24 protein-coding genes are annotated in these 22447 nt (G+C 35.2%); 6 read left to right on the top strand and 18 right to left on the bottom strand.

Features of this window, described 5'->3' with window-relative positions:
• Positions 1–118 precede the first annotated feature (118 nt).
• Positions 119–250, bottom strand: coding sequence for a hypothetical protein (locus AOB46_RS24015; protein WP_262486736.1), 132 nt, complete (start codon positions 248–250; stop codon positions 119–121).
• A 267-nt stretch (positions 251–517) separates the two neighbouring features.
• Between AOB46_RS24015 and AOB46_RS21905 the strand changes: the two genes are divergently transcribed.
• Genes AOB46_RS21905 through AOB46_RS21915 form a run of 3 tightly spaced genes read left to right on the top strand, consistent with a single transcriptional unit; the run spans position 518 to position 5372 of the window.
• Entirely contained in the window at positions 518–3475 is a 2958-nt protein-coding gene (locus AOB46_RS21905) for a lantibiotic dehydratase (RefSeq protein WP_062703426.1), read from the top strand.
• Between the two features lie 4 nt (positions 3476–3479).
• Complete coding sequence (locus AOB46_RS21910) at positions 3480–4646, top strand: sensor histidine kinase (RefSeq protein WP_241489271.1); 1167 nt, start codon at positions 3480–3482, stop codon at positions 4644–4646.
• On the top strand, positions 4647–5372 hold the full coding sequence (locus AOB46_RS21915; RefSeq protein WP_062703427.1) for a LytR/AlgR family response regulator transcription factor: 726 nt from the start codon (positions 4647–4649) through the stop codon (positions 5370–5372).
• Here AOB46_RS21915 and AOB46_RS21920 read toward each other — a convergent pair.
• Both AOB46_RS21920 and AOB46_RS24020 read right to left on the bottom strand, forming a co-directional pair.
• A complete protein-coding gene (locus tag AOB46_RS21920; protein WP_062703429.1) occupies positions 5353–5724 on the bottom strand; it encodes a hypothetical protein in 372 nt (123 codons plus the stop codon). The genes AOB46_RS21915 and AOB46_RS21920 overlap by 20 nt on opposite strands.
• Positions 5725–5735: 11 nt before the next feature.
• Positions 5736–5861, bottom strand: a complete 126-nt coding sequence (locus AOB46_RS24020) for a hypothetical protein (RefSeq protein ID WP_262486737.1) — start codon at positions 5859–5861, stop codon at positions 5736–5738.
• Between the two features lie 471 nt (positions 5862–6332).
• Here AOB46_RS24020 and AOB46_RS21925 point away from each other — a divergent pair, with 471 nt between their 5' ends.
• The 3 genes from AOB46_RS21925 (at position 6333) to AOB46_RS21935 (ending at position 8597) form a co-directional block, all read left to right on the top strand.
• Positions 6333–6920 carry a ParA family protein gene (locus tag AOB46_RS21925; protein ID WP_062703431.1) on the top strand — a complete coding sequence of 196 codons (588 nt, stop codon included), beginning with the start codon at positions 6333–6335 and terminating at the stop codon, positions 6918–6920.
• A 44-nt stretch (positions 6921–6964) separates the two neighbouring features.
• Positions 6965–7210, top strand: a complete 246-nt coding sequence (locus AOB46_RS21930; RefSeq protein ID WP_062703433.1) for a hypothetical protein — start codon at positions 6965–6967, stop codon at positions 7208–7210.
• A gap of 457 nt (positions 7211–7667) precedes the next feature.
• Positions 7668–8597, top strand: a complete 930-nt coding sequence (locus AOB46_RS21935) for a replication initiation protein (RefSeq protein ID WP_062703463.1) — start codon at positions 7668–7670, stop codon at positions 8595–8597.
• Positions 8598–8743: 146 nt separating this feature from the next.
• Here the strand turns inward: AOB46_RS21935 and AOB46_RS21940 are convergent, their stop codons facing one another.
• The 15 genes from AOB46_RS21940 to AOB46_RS22010 all read right to left on the bottom strand — a co-directional run bounded on the left by AOB46_RS21940 (position 8744) and on the right by AOB46_RS22010 (position 21940).
• Positions 8744–11404, bottom strand: a complete 2661-nt coding sequence (locus AOB46_RS21940; protein WP_241489272.1) for an outer membrane beta-barrel protein — start codon at positions 11402–11404, stop codon at positions 8744–8746.
• Positions 11405–11445: 41 nt separating this feature from the next.
• Positions 11446–12483, bottom strand: coding sequence for a hypothetical protein (locus AOB46_RS21945; protein WP_062703435.1), 1038 nt, complete (start codon positions 12481–12483; stop codon positions 11446–11448).
• Positions 12480–13100 (bottom strand): hypothetical protein, encoded by a 621-nt coding sequence (locus AOB46_RS21950; RefSeq protein ID WP_131724440.1) that lies wholly within the window; start codon positions 13098–13100, stop codon positions 12480–12482. Before AOB46_RS21950 ends, AOB46_RS21945 begins: the two co-directional genes overlap by 4 nt.
• Positions 13101–13227: 127 nt before the next feature.
• Positions 13228–13458: a hypothetical protein gene (locus AOB46_RS21955; RefSeq protein ID WP_062703437.1), complete on the bottom strand. Its 231-nt coding sequence runs from the start codon at positions 13456–13458 to the stop codon at positions 13228–13230.
• Positions 13448–14413, bottom strand: coding sequence for a hypothetical protein (locus AOB46_RS21960; protein ID WP_131724441.1), 966 nt, complete (start codon positions 14411–14413; stop codon positions 13448–13450). Before AOB46_RS21960 ends, AOB46_RS21955 begins: the two co-directional genes overlap by 11 nt.
• Positions 14410–15573, bottom strand: a complete 1164-nt coding sequence (locus AOB46_RS21965) for a hypothetical protein (protein WP_131724442.1) — start codon at positions 15571–15573, stop codon at positions 14410–14412. The genes AOB46_RS21960 and AOB46_RS21965 overlap by 4 nt, the downstream gene beginning before the upstream one ends.
• Positions 15570–15989: an acyl-CoA thioesterase gene (locus AOB46_RS21970; RefSeq protein ID WP_062703442.1), complete on the bottom strand. Its 420-nt coding sequence runs from the start codon at positions 15987–15989 to the stop codon at positions 15570–15572. Before AOB46_RS21970 ends, AOB46_RS21965 begins: the two co-directional genes overlap by 4 nt.
• Entirely contained in the window at positions 15958–17211 is a 1254-nt protein-coding gene (locus tag AOB46_RS21975) for a beta-ketoacyl-[acyl-carrier-protein] synthase family protein (RefSeq protein ID WP_062703444.1), read from the bottom strand. The genes AOB46_RS21970 and AOB46_RS21975 overlap by 32 nt, the downstream gene beginning before the upstream one ends.
• Entirely contained in the window at positions 17193–17465 is a 273-nt protein-coding gene (locus tag AOB46_RS21980; protein ID WP_062703447.1) for an acyl carrier protein, read from the bottom strand. The genes AOB46_RS21975 and AOB46_RS21980 overlap by 19 nt, the downstream gene beginning before the upstream one ends.
• Positions 17466–17487: 22 nt before the next feature.
• Entirely contained in the window at positions 17488–18222 is a 735-nt protein-coding gene (locus AOB46_RS21985; protein ID WP_062703449.1) for an SDR family oxidoreductase, read from the bottom strand.
• Positions 18219–19181, bottom strand: coding sequence for a hypothetical protein (locus tag AOB46_RS21990; protein WP_062703451.1), 963 nt, complete (start codon positions 19179–19181; stop codon positions 18219–18221). The genes AOB46_RS21985 and AOB46_RS21990 overlap by 4 nt, the downstream gene beginning before the upstream one ends.
• 3 nt (positions 19182–19184) lie before the next feature.
• Positions 19185–19601: a 3-hydroxyacyl-ACP dehydratase FabZ gene (fabZ, locus tag AOB46_RS21995; protein WP_062703453.1), complete on the bottom strand. Its 417-nt coding sequence runs from the start codon at positions 19599–19601 to the stop codon at positions 19185–19187.
• A 40-nt stretch (positions 19602–19641) separates the two neighbouring features.
• The gene (locus tag AOB46_RS22000; protein ID WP_062703455.1) at positions 19642–20115 is read right to left on the bottom strand and encodes a 4'-phosphopantetheinyl transferase superfamily protein; all 474 of its coding nucleotides are present in this window, start codon (positions 20113–20115) and stop codon (positions 19642–19644) included.
• Between the two features lie 2 nt (positions 20116–20117).
• On the bottom strand, positions 20118–20882 hold the full coding sequence (locus AOB46_RS22005) for a GLPGLI family protein (RefSeq protein WP_082377372.1): 765 nt from the start codon (positions 20880–20882) through the stop codon (positions 20118–20120).
• The gene (locus tag AOB46_RS22010) at positions 20879–21940 is read right to left on the bottom strand and encodes a hypothetical protein (RefSeq protein ID WP_062703459.1); all 1062 of its coding nucleotides are present in this window, start codon (positions 21938–21940) and stop codon (positions 20879–20881) included. Before AOB46_RS22010 ends, AOB46_RS22005 begins: the two co-directional genes overlap by 4 nt.
• Between the last annotated feature and the right edge of the window lie 507 nt (positions 21941–22447).

Here is a 22447-nt window from a genome sequence, read left to right on the forward strand (position 1 = left end):
TGTCTTTCTTCTAGTTTTACAGTTTTTAAAGCTTCTGTTAAAGATTGGTTGTCAAATTTGTTGCTCATAATGTTTGTTTTTAATTGTTGTTAAATTGTTGTTTTGTTGATTGGGTGGATTAAGAATCGAAAGATACGCTGATTGCATCTGCAGCCTCTGAAGCAGCCGGGTTAATCATTTCTTGTCTTTCTTCTAATCTTACAGTCTTTAAAGCTTCAGTCAAAGACTTCTTGTCAAATTTGTTGTTCATAATGTTTGTTTTTAATTATTAATTTATTTGTTTGTTGTTGGTTAATAAAACTGGCTTTTTACACGTGTGCTTTAATTTTATGTTTCAAAAGTATGTCACTTTTATACAGAATGAAATTGTTTTCGATCAAACATGCTTTTTATGGGATAAAAACCTATTTTTATAGGATAATCATTATTATAAAAGATCAAAGTTTAGGGTACTGATAATCAAAACACCCTTAAGAAGCCGGGAATTATGAAATATGAGACATACAATAGGTATATATTGAGAAAGCCTTTATATCCTTATGATATACTATTTAATAACAGGGAAACAAAGAATATAGAAGATGTGGTAGACAGCCTGATACAAGATGATACATTCATTACATCCATCTATTGGAGTTCTCCGGATCTATATCACACCATTATCCAGTATCGGGAAAATATCCTTAAGCAAGACAAAATCCCTAAACTTATCCATACCCTAAAAAAATATGCCATCCGATCCAGCACCAGATGTACACCTTACGGAACAATGGCCGGTATTGCCCTGAAACATATGGGGCAGGATGATCAGGAAGAAATGGAAGCTCCTTCCAGAAAAACCAGGATTGATATGGATTTTTTAAGAGAATTTAAATCTCACATTGAGAACAATGAAAAGATCCGGAAAAACCTGAAATATAAAGTCAACAATACCCTTTTTAAAGCCTATGGGCAATACAGGTACCAGGAATTTACAGACAATAACGGGGAAGAAAAATGCCAGATGATATCATTGGATTTCAATGAATATCTTGAACGTATTTCCGGATTATCCCAATATACCGGCTACGACGACATAAAAAAACTGCTGCTTCCGGACTTCAGCCATGATGAAATATCAGATTTTCTGGAAGAGCTGATTGATATTAAGTTTTTGGTAAGTGAAATTCAGCTGACTCTCACAGAAGATAGTCTTCAGAATATTAAAAATGTTCTCCAGAGATTACTTAAAAATAATATTTCCGAAGCAGGAATTTATTTATCTATCCTTAACAAAATAGAACACTGTATAGCCTTACTAGATCATTCTGCACTGAATATCCTGCCTGTTTCTGAAATAAATGAACTGAAATATGCCGTTAAAGAACTGGGAATTGATAAAACCCACTTTTTTCATGTCGATCTCAATCACTCCCCTGAAGGTAAAATTGAACTGGATGAAAAAACCCGCCGAAACATCTGTACTTCAGTGGCCATACTCCACAAATTCGGATCTGCCAACCCTCTGCATAAAGATCTGAAAACCTTCAGGACCATTTTTACTACCCGATACGAGTCGCGGGAGGTTCCCCTTATGGAAGTCTTAGACTCCGAATTCGGAATAGGATTTCCGGCGGCTTCCAAAATAGGAAGCCTTCATGTAAATCCCCTCATAGAAGGGCTTGCAGCTAAAAATAAAGACGATAAAAAAACAGCCCGGAGCTCCAGTACCGATTTTATTTTAGATATCATTGAGAAAGGAGAGAACCAGGCCATTCATTTAGAACATTACGATTTAGGAATAGTAGAGGAAAATCCGGTCAGCCATCAAAATTTCAGCATTATAGGAACTCCTGTGCCGGGAAATTTCTTCTTACAAAGTGTGGGAAACTCCGGAGCTAATTCTATTCTGGGAAGACTTTCTTTATTCAATCCGGAAATCGAAGCGCTGTGCAGAGACATACACCACAATGAACAGGAGAAAAATCCTGATATCATACTCGCTGAAGTTATTTATATACCCGAAAAGAGGATTGCCAATATTGCCAGAAGGCCCAGATTTTCAGAATATGAAATTCCTATTTTTGCTGGCAGCAGCAGTGAAGATACCCATCAGATTCTGTTAAGTGATCTTTTGATCTCAATAGAAAAAGAAGAAATTATTTTAAGATCCAGAAGACTCAATAAAAGAGTCATTCCCCGCCTCTCCAATGCTCATAATTTTCATAAAAGTGAAAATATTTATTACAAATTCCTGTGTGCCTTACAATCTCAGGGACAGGATAATATTCATCTGGACATTAACTATTCGAAAACAAAAAAAAGGTTTGTTCCGCGTATAGCCTATAAAAATATTATTCTGCACCGCGCCAGCTGGCTGCTGCATGAAAATGATATTACTCTCATTAAAAACGCTTCTGATCCTTTATCTGAGCTAAAAAAATTCTTCAAAACATGGAATGTCTCCCAATATGTTGTATTGGTTCAGGGAGATAATGAACTCTTCTTAGATACTTCCAATGACACTTACTTATCTTTACTTATTGACGAATTAAAAAATAATAAAATGCTGCAGCTGGCGGAATGGCTGCTGCCTGTTGGGGGTGAAAACAATTATAACCAGCAGATTATTCTGCCACTGGAAAATAAGAATTTTAAAAAACCTGTTTCTTCATTTCGTCGGGAATCAGCTGCTCTGCAAAGAAGTTTTGCGCCCGGCAGCGAGTGGCTGTATTTAAAAATATACTGCAGCTCTGCGCTTTCAGATCATATTTTGTCTGAAGTTCTGAAACCTATCCTGGACAGCCTTATAAAAGATAATATTATTAAGTCTGCATTCTATATCTTATATACAGATCCTCATTATCATATCAGGTTTAGAGTCAATTTAATCAATACCAGCTCATATTCAGATGTTCTTCAAAGAGTTTACACAGCATTAAATCCGTACCTTCAGCAGGAAACAATATGGAATCTGCAAATCGACTCTTATCACAGGGAAATTGAACGGTATTTTCCGGAATATATGGAGGCTACCGAAACCGCATTCTATTACGACAGCCTGTTGGTTTTAAGTTTATTATCTCATGATCATTTTACTCACTTTGAAGATATCCGCCTGTTTGCCTCTGTAAAAAATGTAGATCACTGGCTTTCTTTATTTAATTTTTCGTTACAGGAAAAATTAGATTTCTGTAAGTCTATGGAAAGTGTATTTTTGCAGGAATTTTCTGCAGAATTAAAATCTCATATCAATTTAAAATATAGGATTTTAAAGGAAGATCTGCACTCGTTCTTTACAAGTTCTCATTTTGAAGAAGAATTTACGATCCGAAATAAGAATTTAAGGAACTTAAAGCTCTGCAGAGAAAATCTATCCAGTTATATTCATATGAGTGTTAACCGATGGTTTTCTTCGGAACAGCGAGCATTGGAACTGATGACTTATTCATTTGCATCCAGGTATTATAGTAGAATTTTAAGCCAAACAAGATAATGATATGCAGACATCCTCTAAAAGCATGACTCCGTTTCTGGAAAAAATTGCTCAGTTCAATTTTGAGAAACTTTATACCCCTGTCAACAGAATTTTATGCCATGCTTTTATGTGGGTATTCTTTTCTTCATTCCTTTTCCTGAACTATTGGCTGGAGCTCAAAATTTCTTTTAAATCCAGTCTCCTGCTAACCGGGCGGGGAACCATTAATAATATGGTTGTCTTTTATATCTTTTTTTATATCATTGTTCCGCAGATATTTAAAAGCAGAACCTGGGGAATCCTTCTGGTTATCATCAGTCTTCCTTTTTCTATTTATACCTGGCTTACCATCAATCATCTGCAGTTCAGGTTTTTAAATTATATGAATATTGATATCCTGGATGGGCCGCTTAAAAATGTTATCAGTAAAAATGCAGCCATGCCTTTTAAACAGGCGCTATCTTTCAAGAATGTTTTCGGAAGTGCCATCCTGGTTATTTATTCCTTTTCACCGCCATTCTTTGTGAAAATACTGTTTGATATTGCCAGACTCTTTAACCGAACCATCTATTTGCAGAAACAGACTTCCGAATTGGAGCTTCAGAATCTTAATATTGAAAAAGATTTTCTCAAAGCCCAGCTCAATCCTCATTTTCTTTTTAATACCCTCAATAATTTATATGGATTGGTTGTAAAAAAGGATCCTAATGCCCCGGAAGTTATCATTAATATTTCAGATTTAATGGCCTATACTTTATATGAATCTAATACTGAGAAGGTTTCCCTTCAAAAAGAATTGGATTTTATCCAGAATTATTTTTCACTGGAAAGAATGCGCTATTCTTCTGATAAGAAAATTAATTTAAATATTACGGTTGAAGATTCTATTCAGAATGTATTAATTGCTCCATTACTCTGCTTCACGTTCATAGAAAATGCATTTAAATATGGATTACAGACAGCCAGTGATAATTTTTTAGAAATAAATATCCATATTGTGAATAATATTTTTTATTTTTCCATTGAAAATGATAAGGAGAAAAATTTTATAAAAAACACGGTTTTGGGCGGAATTGGCGTAAAGAATGTTGAAAAAAGATTAAACCTCATATATCCCAACAATCATAAACTGATAATCGACGACAGAGAAACAAGCTTCTTTGTTTCCTTGTCTATAAACTTGACATAGATGGATGATAAATTACGGTGTATCGTTATAGATGACGAACCAATTGGGAAAGAATTAATCGTAGATTTTGTAAAAACGGTCCCTTTTCTGGACCTTCAGGCTTCTTATGATGATCCTATGGATGCTTTAGCCTACCTTCAATCCAATGAAGTAGACATTATTTTTAGTGATATTCAGATGCCTAAAATTAATGGAATTGATTTAATAACCTCTCTTACCAACCGGCCTTCCGTTATTTTCATAACGGCCCACAGGGATTTTGCTTTAGAAGGATTTGAAAACGGAGTGGTAGATTATCTTGTTAAACCTGTGGCGTACAGCCGTTTTCTGAAAGCGGTCAACAGAGCGAAAGAAAGAATACAGGCAGCCCCAAAAGCGGAACCAGCTCCTGCTCCTAAAGATAAAAATCCTGTTGTTGATCGTATCTTTATTAAAGTGAACGGAAAGCTGGTTAAAGTTATCCTGGATGATATCCTGTATGTTGAAGCGCTGGGAGACTATTTAAAGATTGTGACAGATTCTGAGTCTTTTACCACCCTGGCTACTTTAAAATCTATGGAAGATATATTGGTTCCTCCTACTTTTTTCAGAGTGCAGAGATCCTTTATTGTGAAACTGACCGTCATAAAATCTGTTTCGGGGAATGTTATAGAGCTTAATAATGGAAAAGCCATCAGTATAGCAGTAACTAAAAAAGACGAGCTGTTTAGTTTGCTGGGAATCTAGCCTGGCTTAATTCTATTACTCTTTCTATTTCCTCTATAAACTGGTTATGCTGAATGTTTTTATTTAAAATACCAATATTCAGCATTTGATCTTTAGTGAAAAATTCAGAGATAATATTTTTCGATAAAACGGAGGTCATTATAATGACCACGCCTCCTTTATTGATGTAGTTTTTCAGATAAAGAACATCAATATTAACAGAGTCGATATCCCAGAATATAATCTGTTCATAATCGTCGGTATTATTCTTATTTTCCTCCGGAACCAGGAAAAAGGGAGTTTTACTGATAAACTCTTTCAGTTTATAGAGGAGAATATCATTCTCTGATATTATTTTACAATTGATCCACATTATTTTTTTATTTAAAAAGATGAACTGATAGAAATAGAAGTCTGATGAGTATCAAAGTCATCCCCTGTAGGGAATTGATAATTTTTGATAACTCTTTTCTTGATTACTAATTTTGGATTCTGTGTCTTTGGATTCATGGTGTTCTGGTGTTTTTTAATTTCTATTCCAAAGGTCATTTATACAGGGTCCGAAAACAAAACAATTCGATGAAACCGGCAAATCCGTCGATAAGATATTTATTCCTTTCGATATGCTTTTTTTGCTTTTGCTGATTATCTGCCCAGAATCCCATGGAATGTACCTTTGAACAGATCCGGATATTTGTCTTTATCCTTATAATATAATCGGTTCGTGAGAATGATGATTATAAAATCAGCCGGTCAATATTTTGGAATAAAATGGTAGTTAGGTCAGTTATTAATAACGTATTTTGTCAATATTTCAGAAGCTGTTTATTTCAAATATTCAGTCTGAATTTTTCAAAAATAGTTTTACCTTAGTTTACATGTAAAAATAACTAACTGATAATCAATATTTAAATCAATTTTATATAAATATATATTTATATAATTATATATTTATATATTTGTGTACTTATATAATTATATATGGCTAAAATTATATTAACGACTCATCAGAAAGGAGGTGTAGGAAAATCAACACTATCGTTCAATCTTGCAGCTAATCTTAAGGAGAGTGCAAAAGTCTGTATTATTGATTTTGATGCCCAGGGCTCCTTATATCAGGTCCGGGATTTGTCCGATGTTCCTATTTTTCTTGGAGATCAGTTGAAAGAAATTCAGAATTCAGATTTTGATTTTATTTTTATAGATACTCCCCCTTATTTGTCTAACAAACTGCCGGAGCTTTGTAATCTTGCGGATGTTATTATTATTCCAACCAAAGCCGGGGTTCTGGATCTCTTAGCCATTAAAAGTACAATTGATATTATTGAGCAATCCGGGAACGAAGATAAAGCGGTTGTTGTTTTCAACATGGTGAAACCCAATACCACACTTACGGATGAAATAAAAGATCAGTTAAACGAATATAATGTACGGGTTTCCAAAAATATGATCTCCGACCTGGTTGCGTTTTCCCGGTCTGTTTTAATTAATGGAGTGGATAACAATAATAAAGCACAAAAACAGATTGATGCTTTAACAAAAGAAGTTTTAACCATTGCAATCAAATAAATATATATTTATATATTTATATAATTATATAATTATATAAAAACATGGCAAAGCAAGATTTTACCGCTCTGATAGGCAAAGCAAAGCAATCACAAATTAAAACTCCGGTACAAAAAGTGGTTCCGGTGAAAGAAAAACAGGACGAAATTCTTTTTTCGCTCCATATTCCTGCAGAAAAATTAAAAACACTGAGAATACTCTCTGCGGAGCAAAATATAAGCCTGAAAAAAATGATCAATAATGCCATTGATGAAAAATACTTTAAAAACACTGATCAAAAAGAAGATTGATAGACGGCTTCATTTCCAGAAAAGATAGAATTTATCTATCAATATACTATGCTATGCATAACATCTCGCCGCCCCCCAGAACTCTTGAGTTTTTTTGTTTTTCTTTTTTTTGTTTTCTTTCACCCTGCAAATGACAAAATGACCGATAAAAATCCGCGCAAACCCTGATTAAATAAATCTCTTTTTTAACAAACGTTATTTTTAAATATTTTAATACTTTATTACTTTATTATTTTAAGGTCTTGTAACTATCTATTAACCAATAAATTACAAACTTAAAAACGACTTTTTATAAGTTTAAAACGACTTTTTATAAGTTTAAAACGACTTTTTATAAGTTTAAAACGACTTTTTATAAGCTAAAAACGACTTTTTATAAGCAGAATTCGACGTTTATATATGACAGATGTTTTTATATGTCGTTTTTGTTTATATTTGTCACTCTAAAATGACATTTATGGAACTACTTGATACAGGCACTGATGAAAGACTGGTTTATCAACATAATGTAATCACATCCGGAAGATATGATTACTCTGCCTGCATGCTTGATATTCTCTTTATGGTTCTTTCCTGCCTGGAAAAAGAAAAGCTGGAATACACAATTCATACTCACGATATAGAAGAAATAACCGGACGCAAATGGAATTATAAACAGCTGAGAGATGCAACGGCAGAAATAGGCAGCAGGCTGTTTGAGATAGAAACTCCTGAAGTGTACCGCCAGCTCTGGCTATTTGAGTATGTAGACTACATGAAGGGGACAGGCTCTTTTAAGATTAAAATTAATGAAAGCGCCAAACCTTATTTTTTTGATCTTAAAAATAATTTCACGGCATTGCAGCTTAAATCTGTTTTAAACTGTTCCTCCAAATATGCCAAAAGACTGTATGCCATTGCCCGCCAGTGGAGAAGCGTTGGAACCAAGCGCTTTGAAATTCAGGAATTAAAACAAATGCTGGGATTGATTGATAAAAAGGGAAATGAGCAGTTTGAGAGAATCAGTGATTTCAAAATTAAAGTTCTTGATATCGCCCGTAAGCAGATTTCAGAGAATACGGATATTGAAATTGATTATGAGCTTAAAAAAAGAGGCCGGGAATTCTACTGGATTATCCTGCATATCAATTCCCAAAAGTTTAAACAGCTGGAGATTGATTTTGAAAAACCCCTCAAGACTCAGAAATTCATCTCCAAATTGGTAATGTATGGTTTCAGCCAGGAACAGGCTGAACTGATTTCTGAGAAAGAGAAAGAAAAAGATTTTGATATCCTAATCACAGACCTGAACGAAAAGATAAGACAAAGAAAATTGAAGATAGAGAATTCTGCCGGCTACCTGATCGGAGTTTATCAGAAAAAAGGAATTCTGCCGGTAAAAAACTAACCGGAAATCTCATATGAATTCCAACAAAAAAGCGCAGGGAAAAGAATCTGATCAGTGATTCTTTCCCCTTACGCTAGAGAGAATATGCTTTATTGTTGGTGTACCGGTCTTTGGGCTGCGGAGAGAGTGCAGAACCGATACTCTGATTAAAATTTATATCGGACATTCACCATGAAATATCTTCCTAATACATTTTTGGTTATTGTTTCCACGTAAATGTCATTAAATGCATTGCTTACTAAAGCTCCATTTCCCAGTAAGTTTCCTCCAATCAGGGTAACATATACTTTCTTGGCAATGTTGTATCGTAAAGAGGCATTCAGCTCTTTAGCTTCATTTATTCTCTGCCCGTCACGATTCTGAATACGGTAAGAGAAATCGGTCTGAAGCAATAATTTGCTATTGATAGACCATGATACATCCGCAAACGGTCTCCATCCATCAAAATTTTGTTCTGTCAAAGATTTAAACTTGCTGAATGTTGCATTTAATCCTATGTTCAGCTCCAGGCTTTTTTTAAGGGTAAACTGGTTGTTCAAGGTATAGTTCTGGGTAAAGCTATTGCTGTTAACCACCTGAACATCCTGGCTGTTTAATGTATTGGTGAACGTATAATAATCTGAATAAGATAGGGTTCCCGATAGACGGGTATTCATCCATTTGGTGAACTTTTTTCCTATTCTGAACATTCCTGAGTATGATTTCTCCTCATAATCGGAATTGAAAAGGCTGTTAATCTGTGATACGGTATATGCATCCGGATTTGACGGGTCTGTTACTACTTTCTCAAATCTGGAGTTGTTCTGAATACTTCTTTCACGGTGTACATAACTCAGATTGGCAAACACGTTGAAAAATGTAAATGAGTCAAAGTGGTTGAAATTTAAAGAGGAAGTATGCGTTAGTGCCTGTCTCAGGTTCTGGTTTCCGCTGAAAATAGAACGGTAGTTTTGAATGACATATGATTCTGTCAGATCTTTAGCATTAGGGAAGCTATACGCCTGATTATAGTTTAAAGTGATCTGGGTAGCGTTGCTGAATTTATAATTCAAAACAACATGGGGCAGCACTTTAGCTTCATTAAAACTTGTTTTTGTTCCGGTTCTGAATTTTGCGGTCTCATTAAAGAGCGATACTCCGGCTCCCAGATCTGCCTGGAAATTGCCTAATTTTTTGGTGAAGGTAGCATCAGCAAATGTTTCATTATAATTAAAATCAGTATCAGAAACCGCGTTATTCTGGGTAATCAGATTGTCCTGATCGTAAATTTCATTTTTGAAGCCCTGAAAAGAGAAGTTGGTTCCGATCTTAAATTTCAGGTTGGTTGTATTGTTAATCAAATGGTTATAAACAGAATATAACTGAAGGGTATTCGTGGTATACTCCTGGTCCTGTCTTAAGATATAACGTCCGTTGGTCGGGGTTAAATTTCCCCAGGCGTTAAACATCTGCTCTTCGGCATTCATCAATAAATCCGGTGTTTCTTTCTGGTATTGATGACGAAGATAAAATCCTATGTTGTTATCTCTCCCTACTTTCTGAATGTACGAGATGGTTTGGGATAGATTATAATTTTCACGTTTTGTCTGGTTCTGGCTGAATCCTGTAAATTCATTATTTCTGAATCTGTTCACGCCCTGTTCTTCCTTGTTGTCTACATAGTTCAGGTTCAAACGGTATTTTACCTGTCCTCTGTCGCTTGGGGAATAATCAACCCGTAAGCGGGCCATCATGGATAAAAGATTGTTTTTATTCTCCTGGTCATCTTCTTCTTTGTAGCTGTCGTTGAAGATTCTTTCAACTTTTGATTTGTAGCGGATGTTATTGGTATTCACCAACCCGAATCCTGAAATTTTCATTTTCTTATTCGGTTCATATCCGAAATGGGCAGCACCGTTGTAGGTTTCTACTTTAAACGCATTGATGCTTGGTTCAAAATTCAGGGTGTTGTTTCCTCCACGTAGTGAGTAGATGCTGCCTTCTGAATTGAATTCAGAGATTCCGCCGAAGAAATTGAAATAATCATCCCTGTCAAAAACCTGCTTTCCGTACGTATTAAAATCATTGATTAATGTCGCGTCTATTTTTTCAGAAAAGTAAAATACTTTGGCTTGTGCGTCTGTATGCTTGTTGGCATCTCCACCTAGTGTTACGTTTCCGAAAGCAAGACTTTTCATATTTTCTTTCAGCTCGATATTCAGGGAGAACTGTTCATCTTCCTGCAATGAAGAGGCAAATGGGTTGGCTTTGAATTTTGTATTCAGCTGGATTTTAGAAACGGCATCTGAAGGCAGGTTTTTGTTCAGTAATTTCTGGTTTCCTCCCATTACTTCTCGTCCTCCCACCGTAACCTGTGTCATTTCTTTTCCTTTGTATAAAAGCTTTCCGTTCTGTACTTCTACTCCCGGAAGCTTTTTTAAGAGGTCTTCCAAAACCACTTCATTTCCTGTTTTGAATGAGTTGGCGTTGAATTCCAGGGTGTCTCCTTTTACCTTAACGGCTTTTGCTGCCTTCACCAGCACTTCTTCTATGGAAGCTACATGCTGGCCTTTTTTCAGCTTCACCTGGTAAAGGTTTTTATGGTTTGGATCCAGGCTTGCGGTATGGTTTCCGTACCCGTTATGGCCGATCTCTATGGTGTATTTCTTTTCGCAGTTCAGTTTTATTTCAAACTTTCCTTCAGTATTGGTAGATACAGAACCTTCTGCTTTTCCGTTATTAAAAACAGATACAGAAGCGTCTGAAAGGGGAAGGCCTGATGCTTCCTCAAGAACCTGCCCCTTCAATATGCACTCTTGTGCACTCACTAAGTGACAGAAAAAAATTAAAAGTATTACTATTGTTTTTTTTAGCATATTATTCTCTCTTTTTTTAGAAAAGCAAAGCTGTCTTTATTATTAAGAATTCTTACAATGGTCTGCTTGCTCAGCTTTGTCGTCTTCAGAATCATTAATAATATGTACAGATGCTTATCTATAGCATATTGTTGGTTATTTAAACTATTGTAGATCGTATAAGTCTCTCCTTCTCTGTATACGGTGCAATAGTCTACGTTCAGTTTGAATTTTCTTTGTAAAAAGTTTATTTTGTTTTTGTTCTGGATAGAAAAATAGGTGTCCAGCTGATAGATCTGTTCCCATTGAACCGGATCTTCGCAAACGGACTGCTCTAATATTTTATAGATCAGCTGGCAGCATCTTTTTGAGTAGCTGTCAAACTCTTCTTCTCCATTCCTTTCTAAATCCCGGAATACATTCGTTTTGATCTTTCCTTCATCATTGTAATGTATCATAAGGGGGGCAATCTTGTAGTTGTATTTGTATGAAAACTTAAAGATGCTGTCCAGTATGTTTACATTTTTTTCAAGGAATACGATTTCCTGAGATTTAGTAATGTCACTGCCTATATTGTTGATATCGATGAATAATAAAACATTAATGTTTTTTTTCAGGTTGTTCAGGATTTTCAGATAGCATCCCGGGTCCCTGCAATCGATAAATGAATGTCTGTAGAATTCATTGTTCAACTCTCCAGTTCCATGGTCTTCTCTTACGATAATGCATTTTTTGCCTGCTTTATCAAGTAAGTACGGTATCAGTCTATACAGTCCATAGTGAAATGATATATAAATCTTAGCCTGATCAGAATCTCCTTCTATGCTGGAGTCATTCAAATACTCATAGATCTCTTCATTTGAATTTTTGTAGAAATATTCTACAAGCTTAAAATGATTAATATATTTATTGGCAATGACTTCGTGAGATAGTGCCGGATTTATATATTTACTATAGTGTATGGTTTTCAGAAGTCTGGTTTTATTAACCTTCTCCCTGTTGATGGCCTGGTGAAAGGTCATCCGCTTATTCAGTACAGTCAGGATACTCATGGTTCGGCAAATTCTGGTTTAAAGAAAATGTACGGTGATCCTTTCTTTCTGTTTTTGATCTCAAAGATTCTTTTTTCAAAGAATTTCTTATTGGTGATCAGAACATCTGCATCCGTATCCTTTTTGTTCATGAAGTAGAAGTGAACGTTTTTGTATTTCTTAATTCCTTCTTTTCCTTCATGTTCTATAAAGAAGCTGCATCTTTTTTCTATTCTTTCAGAGAACGTCATAAAGGTTTTCCTGTTGGCTTTCAGCCGTTCAAAATCCAGAACAATATTCACTCCGTATAATGAAGATCTGTTGAGTTCCCGGATGGTTCTTGCGCCCAGGATTTCATCATCAAAATACTTTTCTATTCTTAATTCTATATATTTTGTGTTATTGGCATTAACAGCCTGTATAGAATTATAAAAGTCCGCATGGTCAGGAGAAATGGTGATCAGTTTAGAGTATTCTCTGTACGGTGCGTCTTTTCTGAGTTTCAGTTTAGGAAAATGGGTAACAGCGTCTGTTATAAATCCTAAATTCAGTTCCTGCAGTCTTTCTATAAAAAGTACGATCTGCTCAAATTCTCCTTTGCATTTAGTATATATTTCGGCGATTGTGTTAACTCTCATGAGACTGATTATTTTATGTATTCCTTTGGGTATCTGGAATACCAGGTCTCTGTTGTTATCAAAAATAAGATCGAAATCTTCGCCTTTTATAATAAAATTGTGACTGTACAATAAAAAATGCTTATTCTTATTTTCCTTCAAAAAATTCATAAATATCTTCTATTTCTTCAGTGATAACTTTACTCTTCAGATGCAGGCTGTATACTTCTTCTTTGGAGAGCGGGTAAATGTTCTCTCTTAGAGCATACTGATCTGATTGATGGATCAAACTTTTCCCAAAATACTGAGGGACATAATCTTTTTCTATTTCCGCCAGGAACGAGAAAAATAATGGAACTTTTGTGTAATCATTTATCATAATTAATTAGTTTTTCTGCCAATAATTTATCAACGCTATAGCTGCATTTCTCGGACTCGAAAACAAATTGACCTGAAGGATTTAGATCCACTAGATAGTATTCTTTATCTACCTTATTTTTTATAAGTTCTACGGTACAGAACTTGAGTTCCAGTTCTTCTAATAATCTTCTGAGATTATTTTCAACTTCTTTGCTAAGCTGATATGGAACCACGCTGGAGTTAGATGAACTAATGATATTCTTTTTGTCTATATACTCGTCTTTGGTATTAATCAAAACCGAGGAGTAAAAAAGACCGTCTAAAAAAATCGTTCTAACTTCATATTCTGCATCGATACACTCCTGAAAATAAGAGGTAAAAAAATGATCAGGAATATCCTTTAATGTAGGCTTTGTAATCAGCGTCGTTAATGATAAAAGGGTTTTGTCATTTTTATCATAGAAATACCTGACTTTATCGCTCGATTTTTTCGTTATAATCTTGTTATTACTTTTTTCCAGAAATAATTCAAGATCTTCTTTTGTACTTATAAAGGCCTGTCTGGGTGTTTTTACATTGTATCCGTTAGCCAATTTTGAAAGCAGGGGTTTGTTTAAAGCTTTACTGTTAAATAACCCTATGCAGTTTTTTTCTTTAAGAAGATGAAGGATGTAGTTGACGATAACTTCAGATTCTGATTCTATTTCTTCTCTGATTTTCACGCTTTCTTCGCCTTTTACTTCTATGAAATTAGGCTTGTACGGAAACTTCCTGTACCATACAGACTTTACTGTTTCATTCAGATTAATCCCTTTAAAAAAAATGGTGTCATTTTCTATTTTGAAATCTTTACTTTTCTCAGTAAAAATATCATCGGGAGTTATTTTTATAAATTCGTGCTTATAAAAAATAAGCCAGTCCAGCACATAATTTATACTCGCATCGTAATTGGATGAACAAAGAACTAAAATCATTTTGCGTATTTTTTTAATTTCTTTTTCACCATTGGTATCAGATGAAATACCAATAAGAAAATGAGGATTAAGCTTCTTTTAATAACAATCAGAAATTCCATTCTTTCTCCTTTCACTACGATATTGTAGTACATCCCGAGGGTATCAACAACCTTGTAAGCAATAAAGATTAATAAGGCTGTCCCGATAACTGAATAGGCATAGGTGTACACATACAGTGCGACATTGTCTTTAAACAGGTAATCCGGATGATGCTGCCCTTTCAGGAGATACTTGATGATCTCTTTTGATTTGGTATTCAGATTCCGAATTCCAAACAGGTCTGATACTACCCAATATCCGTCTGTTTTAAAGAAAGGGTTTATATTGAATATCATCAGTCCTATATTTTGTAAAAGGATATAGTAGATGTATTCTTTAATGGGCTTTTCTATATTCAGGAATAAAGATCCCAGGAGCATCAGATGAATGATCATCTGGAAATATATTCCGCCTAAGCTGGTGGTTATTCTTTTATTTCTGTCCAGTCCCCATGTTTTGGTAACATCGGTATAAAAGACAGGAAATATCAGGAATATCCCCATAGATATGGATGAAGGCTTTGCTCCGTAGTATTTACTTGCAGATGAGTGCCCCAGTTCATGAAATACGCCTATTACAAAAAAGCACAGATACATTATCCACACATGGTTTAAGCTGATGTTTGCTTTATGTACGTGTAAACTTCCTGAGAAGACCAATACTAAGGATGAAAAAAAAAGAACGCATAACGGGATTAATACTCCTCTTTTAAACAGGAATGATAATTTTCCTGACAAAATTTCTGTAGTTCCGGCGTTTAAAAGATCAAACAGTTTGTGTATGCTGTCTACCTGAACTTTATCCACCGTTCCTGAAACCTCCTGCAGAAGCTCATCTATTTTATTAACGATCAGTGTTTTGAAGTTTTCAAAATTGATATCTTTGAAATCAAGCCTATCGTATATATTTTTAATAGACATCCCTTCTTTCAAATGCTTAATAATTGAATACAGGACTCCGGATACTTCAAAACTCGTATTTTTATACAAAAGAACATTCAGTTCATCGTCTACGCTGTATAATTCTATTTCTTTTAAAAATGTATATTGACTGACGTTTAATAGGTTGTCATTTTTCATAGGCATTCGTATAATTTATGTTTTAGTCTTTCCGGATACCCGATTAAAGGTGTTCCCGCTCTGGTTAATAGGTGAACTGTCTTCGCTTTTGATAATACTTCATCCTGTGCATTGACAATCTGGTATTCGAATTTCAGCCTGGGAATCTTTGGTGCAAATGAAAGTTTTATTCTGATTCTGATTTCTTCCTGGAATCTGATGCTCTTTAGATAATCGCATTCTAAGCTGATGACAGGAAAATCAATCTTCATCTCTAAGAACTCTTCTTTGCTGATATGCAGTAAATCCTTTACCAGACGAAACCTTGCATTTTCAAAATACACCATGTATCTGGAGTGATGAACCACGCCCATGCTGTCTACATCAGAGTAATTTACATCCTGATTATACTGCAGCTCTTCTACTATATCCACCATCGTATGACCCAAATATTACAGAAGCACAATTTCCTCCGAATCCAAACGAATTACTCATAATGTACCTGAGCTCCGGCATTGGCTTTAGTTCTGTATTCACGTTATAATTTATTTCCCGATCTATTCTGTTGGAAAAGTTCGAATGCGGATGAATAGCCTGGTTCTTTAAAGTCAGCATGCATATGATGGCTTCTATAACTCCTGCGGTTCCCAATGTGTGCCCGATTTTGGTTTTGGATGAATTGATAGGGGTATTGGGTAATTCTTCCCCAAATACATTTTCCAATGCATTCAGCTCCATAAGGTCGTTGTACTTTGTACCGGTTCCGTGGATGTTTACATAGTTTATTTCTTTAAAGGAAAGAGAGGATTCTTTTAATGCTTTATTCATTGCGAAAACAGCTCCGTTTCCTTCCGGATCCGGTTGTGTAATGTGAAATGCATCATTAGAGATTCCTGAGCCCAATACCTTTCCGTATATGTGTGCTCCTCTTTTTACGGCTGCCTCTTCTCTTTCCAGGATAATGCATCCTGCACTTTCTCCCAGAAGCATTCCGTCTCTTTCTGCGTCCAATGATCTCAGGGTATCTTTAGATAAGGCTTTTAAGGCATTAAATCCGAACAAACTTATTTCTGATAAAGGATCAACTCCGCATACGATGACCATATCGCAGATTCCGTCTTTTATCATTTTAAATCCAACTTCTATGGCATTTCCTCCTGCGCTGCACGCTGTAAGGGAAGAACATACCGGTCCTTTGGTTTTGTACTTGTTCAGTACATCCTGAAGCAATAGAATGTTAGGGATATTTAAAACCTTTTCTTTCTTGTTATTTTTAGAAAATCTGTTCAGTGATTTTTTCACAATGAAGTTTTCACTCTGCGTGATATCACTTACCAGGTCGCTGATTCCTCCAATAGAATTACTCAGGGAAATACCAACTTTTCTGTTGTTTTTAATAAGCTCTTTAGCTCTCGAGTTCTTAATAGCCTCGTCTACACTTTTCAGCAAAGAGATTGCTGCTCTGCTTCCTGTTTTAGTCTTGTTATTCTCTAAATCTTTGATGTAGGAAGATCTGTTGTTTCTTAATTTACTACAGTCTATTTCATCAATAGGATAGAACGTTTCTGAGTCTTTGTAGAAAAGATTCTGCTCAAACTCTTCAATATTCTTTCCAATAGAGCTATAACATCCTATTCCTGTTATTGCAACTCCAGACATAGCTTATTATTGATGTAGTTCGATAAAGATTCTACAGAAGTGAAAAGTTCAGTCATATTCTCACTATCCGAGAATTCAACATTAAACTCATCTGTAATTCCTACAGCGATTTCCAGGGTATCGATAGAATCTAATCCTAATCCGCCGTCTTTTTTGCTTAAGAACAGAGGGGTATTGTCTTTAAAATCCTCGATATCAATTCTTAAGTTTAATTTTTCAATGATAATTTCTTTAATTTGCTGTCTTGTTTCCATTGTTTTTATTTTTTATTTGTTGTTAAATATTTATACTTAATCCTCCGTCAATGACGATGTTTTGTCCTGTGATGTAGGAAGATTCTTTGTCTTCCAATAAGAAATAGGCTAGTTTTGCGACCTCTCTTGCTCTTCCGAATCTGCGCATAGGAATCCTTTCAAGATATTCCAGATCGTTGGCAGTAGGATTTTCAATGATTCCGGCTTCTATGAAACCCGGTGCAATACTGTTTACCCTGATGTTATATTTGGCCAGCTCTTTTGAAGCAATTTTTGTAATTGCATCCAGTCCTGCTTTGGAAGAACTATAGCAAGCCTGACCTATCAAACCATTGATTCCTGCTACGGAACTGATATTCACAATGGTTCCTTTTTTATTTTTAATCATATCTGTAGAGATATGTTTGATGATAGAGAAAGCCCCCGTAAGGTTGGTATCTATCACTTCTTTGAATTTATTATCCGGCATCAGAGGAATAAATGATCTGTAATGGATTCCCACACAATTGATGCATTTTGTGATCTGTATCTCTTTTCCGGCGCCAAGTTCTTTAAGTGCATTTTTAATAGAGTTTGAATCGGTGATATCAAACTTAATTTTGATGTGATGTTCCTGGTCTTTGATCAGTTCATCTATATTGTCGGAACTCCTGTTGTAATGCAAAATCAGGTGGTATCCTTTATCGATAAGGTATTTGGATATTTCCAGGCCGATTCCTCCGTTGGCACCCAATACCAGGCAGTATTCATTCATCATAGCTCAATTATATACGTGTTGATATTTCCTCCGAAAGATTCTACATTCACGAGTGCTCTTTTGGCTTCTCTGTTTTTCAGAAGGATAGATCCCAGGAATAAACAGATGCTGTCTTCTGCTCCCAAAGCACTTCCTATGATTTCCTTATAGTAGATAATCTCTTTATTGCCTTTAATCAGCTCACGCTCGATTTGCTTGGATTTGTTGTCCTGGCAGAAAGAAACCACCAGATCAATATTCTCTAACTCAATATCTTTCAGGATGTTTTTATAAAACTTTCTGATCTCTTTTGAAGATATTTTATTGAAAAAATGAGTTTTTCCATAGGAGATATTAAAGAGCTTATTCTGGTTATTCTTTTCGTCTAAAGCCATTCCCAGAAGGCACGCCCCGTCAGAAATTAATCTGTTTTTCTGAGTTACATAGCTCTTGATGTAGTCATTAATTTCATCCACTCCTCCACATACGATGAACTCTTCGTTTCCTTCTTTAAGCTTATCCATAGCTAATAAAACAGGGCTGTATCCGCCTATTGTATTGTTATAGCCTTTGAACTGCTTATTCATTGTTAAAAGACCTGTAGCCGCATTCGGAACGGTATAAGGGAATAATAGAGGACTCGCTTTATCTTCTCCCTTTTCCATAGCTTTTGTGACAAAATCAATGGTTGTGGTGTATGAGTTATAAATGGTATTGATAATAATTCCCTTATTTTTAGCAGGGATATGATCACAATTATCAATATCAATATTCGCGTTGAACAGATACTTTGAAAATGAGTCTATTCTTCTGATTTCATTTTCTTCGTAAAAGCTTTCTAATCTAGGTTCTTCTATTGTGGTAGTTAAGACACCTTTTCTTTTTACTTCCAGGTTATCCAATATATTTTTTTCAAACTCTGCAGGAGAGTTTCCAAAATAGTGAGATATTCCTACGTGGGTTACGGTTATATTATTCATAGCTTATTTATCAAAAAAATACATTACTTCTCCTTTGGCAATTGTTTTATCTTCAACAAGCGCAGCAACTGATACTTTTGCGTACTGGCCTACTACTTTGTTTATGGTGGCTTCAATGTGAACACTGTCTCCCGGTCTTACGAAAGAGAGGAATTTGAATTCATTGATCTGAGCGATATAGCCTCTGCTCGATTTCTGATTGCTTAATAGAATTCCTCCTGCCTGGGAACAAGACTCTATCAGCAGAACTCCGGGATATATCGGGTCATCTTCAAAGTGCCCCCATAAATTGATATCTGAAGAAGTGATATTCTTTACAGCCACTATTCTATCCTCGTCCATATATTTAACTCTGTCAACCAGTATAAAGCTATATCTGTGAGACAGTATCTGTCTGATGTCTTTTTGTTCTAAAACCATTTTATTTCTTATAAAAACTGTTATACAATGATTATCAATGTTATGCTTCTAAAATCGTGATGTAAAATTGCTGGTATTTGAAAATTTGTATTTTACATCTGATGGATAGGTCATTGATAAATATTCTCTTTTGACTAATTGTTATTTTTTTGGGATGGATGTGTAAACCTGTTCCCAGCAGCTTCAAAAAACTTTCTTTGATCATCCACAGCAGCAGCGGAATATTTTCATGTTCAGAAGCTTTCAGCATATCTTTCTCTTTCTGATTGAGAAAAAAATCATAGCTTTTAGGATTAATGATTCTCTCCGTCTCTATATCTATTCCTATAGGCTTTTTGCTCATTACGGAAACCTTCAGTGTGGAACTGTCTGAAGAAGATATAAAAAACTGATTATCAGGATCTATCTCTTTTCCGTATATGTTTCTTACAGTACATAAATTTCTTCTGTCTTCTTCCCTTATAAAGTGGGGCAGGTGCGCTACAGAACTTATTTTTGTAATGTTGAATTCCATCGTTAATCTTTATCTACACCCGAAGACGCATATTCTCTCTGTCTGGCTTCGAATTTCTTCTTCTGTTCCTCGAATTCTACTTTAGAATAGTATTTCTTGGCTTTTGGCTCTGTAATTTCCAGGGGTTTATTGATGACCTCGATATGGGTTGCCGCCACAATCATTTTAATGTCTCCCACATAAAACTCTGATTTTACAATAAGCCCTGGTAATCCGCCTTGCTGAAAAGGCCCGTCTTTATATTGAATATCCGGAGCATACCACACATGAAGGTCTATAGAGTCTAGTTTTCCTTTTGCTTCAATTGTTTTTAATCCCAGTATAGGGGCGGATTCTTCTTTAGCGATAACCCAGTTTATTTTAGGAAGGTTTTCTTTCACATAGAATATTTTATTGGCCAGATCGTACCCTTTTGTATAGGTGTTTTTAGAAAAATCTTTCACATAAGGATATTTATCTCTTCTCTCTAATTCCTTCAGGATAAATGATGTCATAGACTGGGAATTATCAATTTTGCCTTTATATTCAAAAACAGATGCGCTGTTATTGGCTTTCAGAGTATAATCTGCAAAAACGCCTTTTGATAACTCTTCCCGAAGGCTTGGCTCTACCTGAGATCTTACATTGGCAGGAACGGTTTTCAGCAGATCTTCCGGATTTACATCCAACTGAACTTTATAATCTACATTTAAGAACTTCTCTTCTTTTTGCGAGTACATTGTTGCACTCAGAAATAATGATATGATGAGTAATGCTCTATTTTTCATGGTAATCTTTTTAATGGGGTTAATGATTCCGATTTTTTAATTAAAACAGCGTACTGAATGAAGTTCAAAGTATTTTCATCGGTACTATATGGCTTTATATTTTTTCCTAATAAATTTCTGATGTTAATCAGCTTGGTATCTGAAGCATAGGGACTGTTTGCATTATCCAGCTTGAACAGGGCTACTCTTTCCGACTCTGATGATTGTATTAAATCATTGACTCCGTAGAGATAGAACAAAGGCCCGTTCAGATTGAACCAATTGCTTTTTTCGTTTGGCACTTTGGGATAATCTTCACCATCTGGCAGGTAAGTATAACTATCTATGGCATATGTTGCTATGCTGATTACTTTAAGCTTTTTATCCTTCAGCCTGTAGGCGAATGGCCGGGTATCTCCGGACAGCCTGTCCTGTAAAATATGAGCGTGCCCGAATAAACCGTAAAACCTGGCGTTCTCTTTGTTTTTTATCGTATCATATACCTTAGTGAAATTATGATACAGTATTGAGTCTCTTCCGTTGGTTATTTCAGGATTAGGAACGTCTACGCCTATTACTTTTATTTTAGCGCCTTCATTTTGGGACAGGTTATAATTTCTGATGTTTCTCCACTTTTCATAGTATTCAATACTTGACTGCTGTGGTATATATTCAGCCAGCTCACTGACTGTCTTTTTCAATAATGAAGGGTCTTCTTTTTCGTTTGAAAGGTACTTGTTCAGCTGAGCGGCTAATTTTTCGCTCATTTCTGCAACATAATATGTTACCCCGTATTTTTTGTTTAAATAGAAAAGGAACTGTTCATCTAACTCCTGGACGTCTTTTACCCCATGGTTCTCTCCCAGCAGGTAGAAATCCGCTTTCTCTATATTTAAATCGATGTTTCCTATTTTTTGTAAAGAGGAGATATCTGTTTTATTCTTTTTAAGATAATCTGTGTACTCTTTTTTTGATTTTATAAAATTCCTGTTGAAAATTCCTACTGAAATTGAAAACATAACAAGTATAAGTATCAGAATTCCTAAAATTTTCATTGTTTTTTTCCATATTTTTTTCATACTCGGTGAAGGGTATTTTATGATTTTTATATATCCCTCTTCTTTATTTAAGGGTACTGGTTGAGCAGCTCCTTTTTTAAAAAAAGAAATTATTGGTTAGTTGTTTTTTAAGAGGGTGTTGATATGGTTCTGACGGGCAGGTGTTTTTTAGAGATCAACCTGCATTCTATCAATGAAAGCTATTAGTAAGCATTCATTAGGCTATGTTCTAGCTTGAATTTTCATGGTTTTATAAATTAGTTTTTGTCTTGTACTTCTATTCCGGTATTCACAAAAACGCTAATTTATTTTTAGTATATAGAGGAGAAACTATTTCATCCTCCTCTATATAATAGGTAGAATATTCTAAGTTTCTTCTTAAGAATCGAAAGATACGCTGATTGCATCTGCAGCTTCTGAAGCAGCCGGATTAATCATTTCTTGTCTTTCTTCTAGTTTTACAGTTTTTAAAGCTTCTGTTAAAGATTGGTTGTCAAATTTGTTGCTCATAATGTTTGTTTTTAATTG

The organism is Chryseobacterium indologenes (assembly GCF_001295265.1).
GTDB lineage: Bacteria > Bacteroidota > Bacteroidia > Flavobacteriales > Weeksellaceae > Chryseobacterium > Chryseobacterium indologenes_A.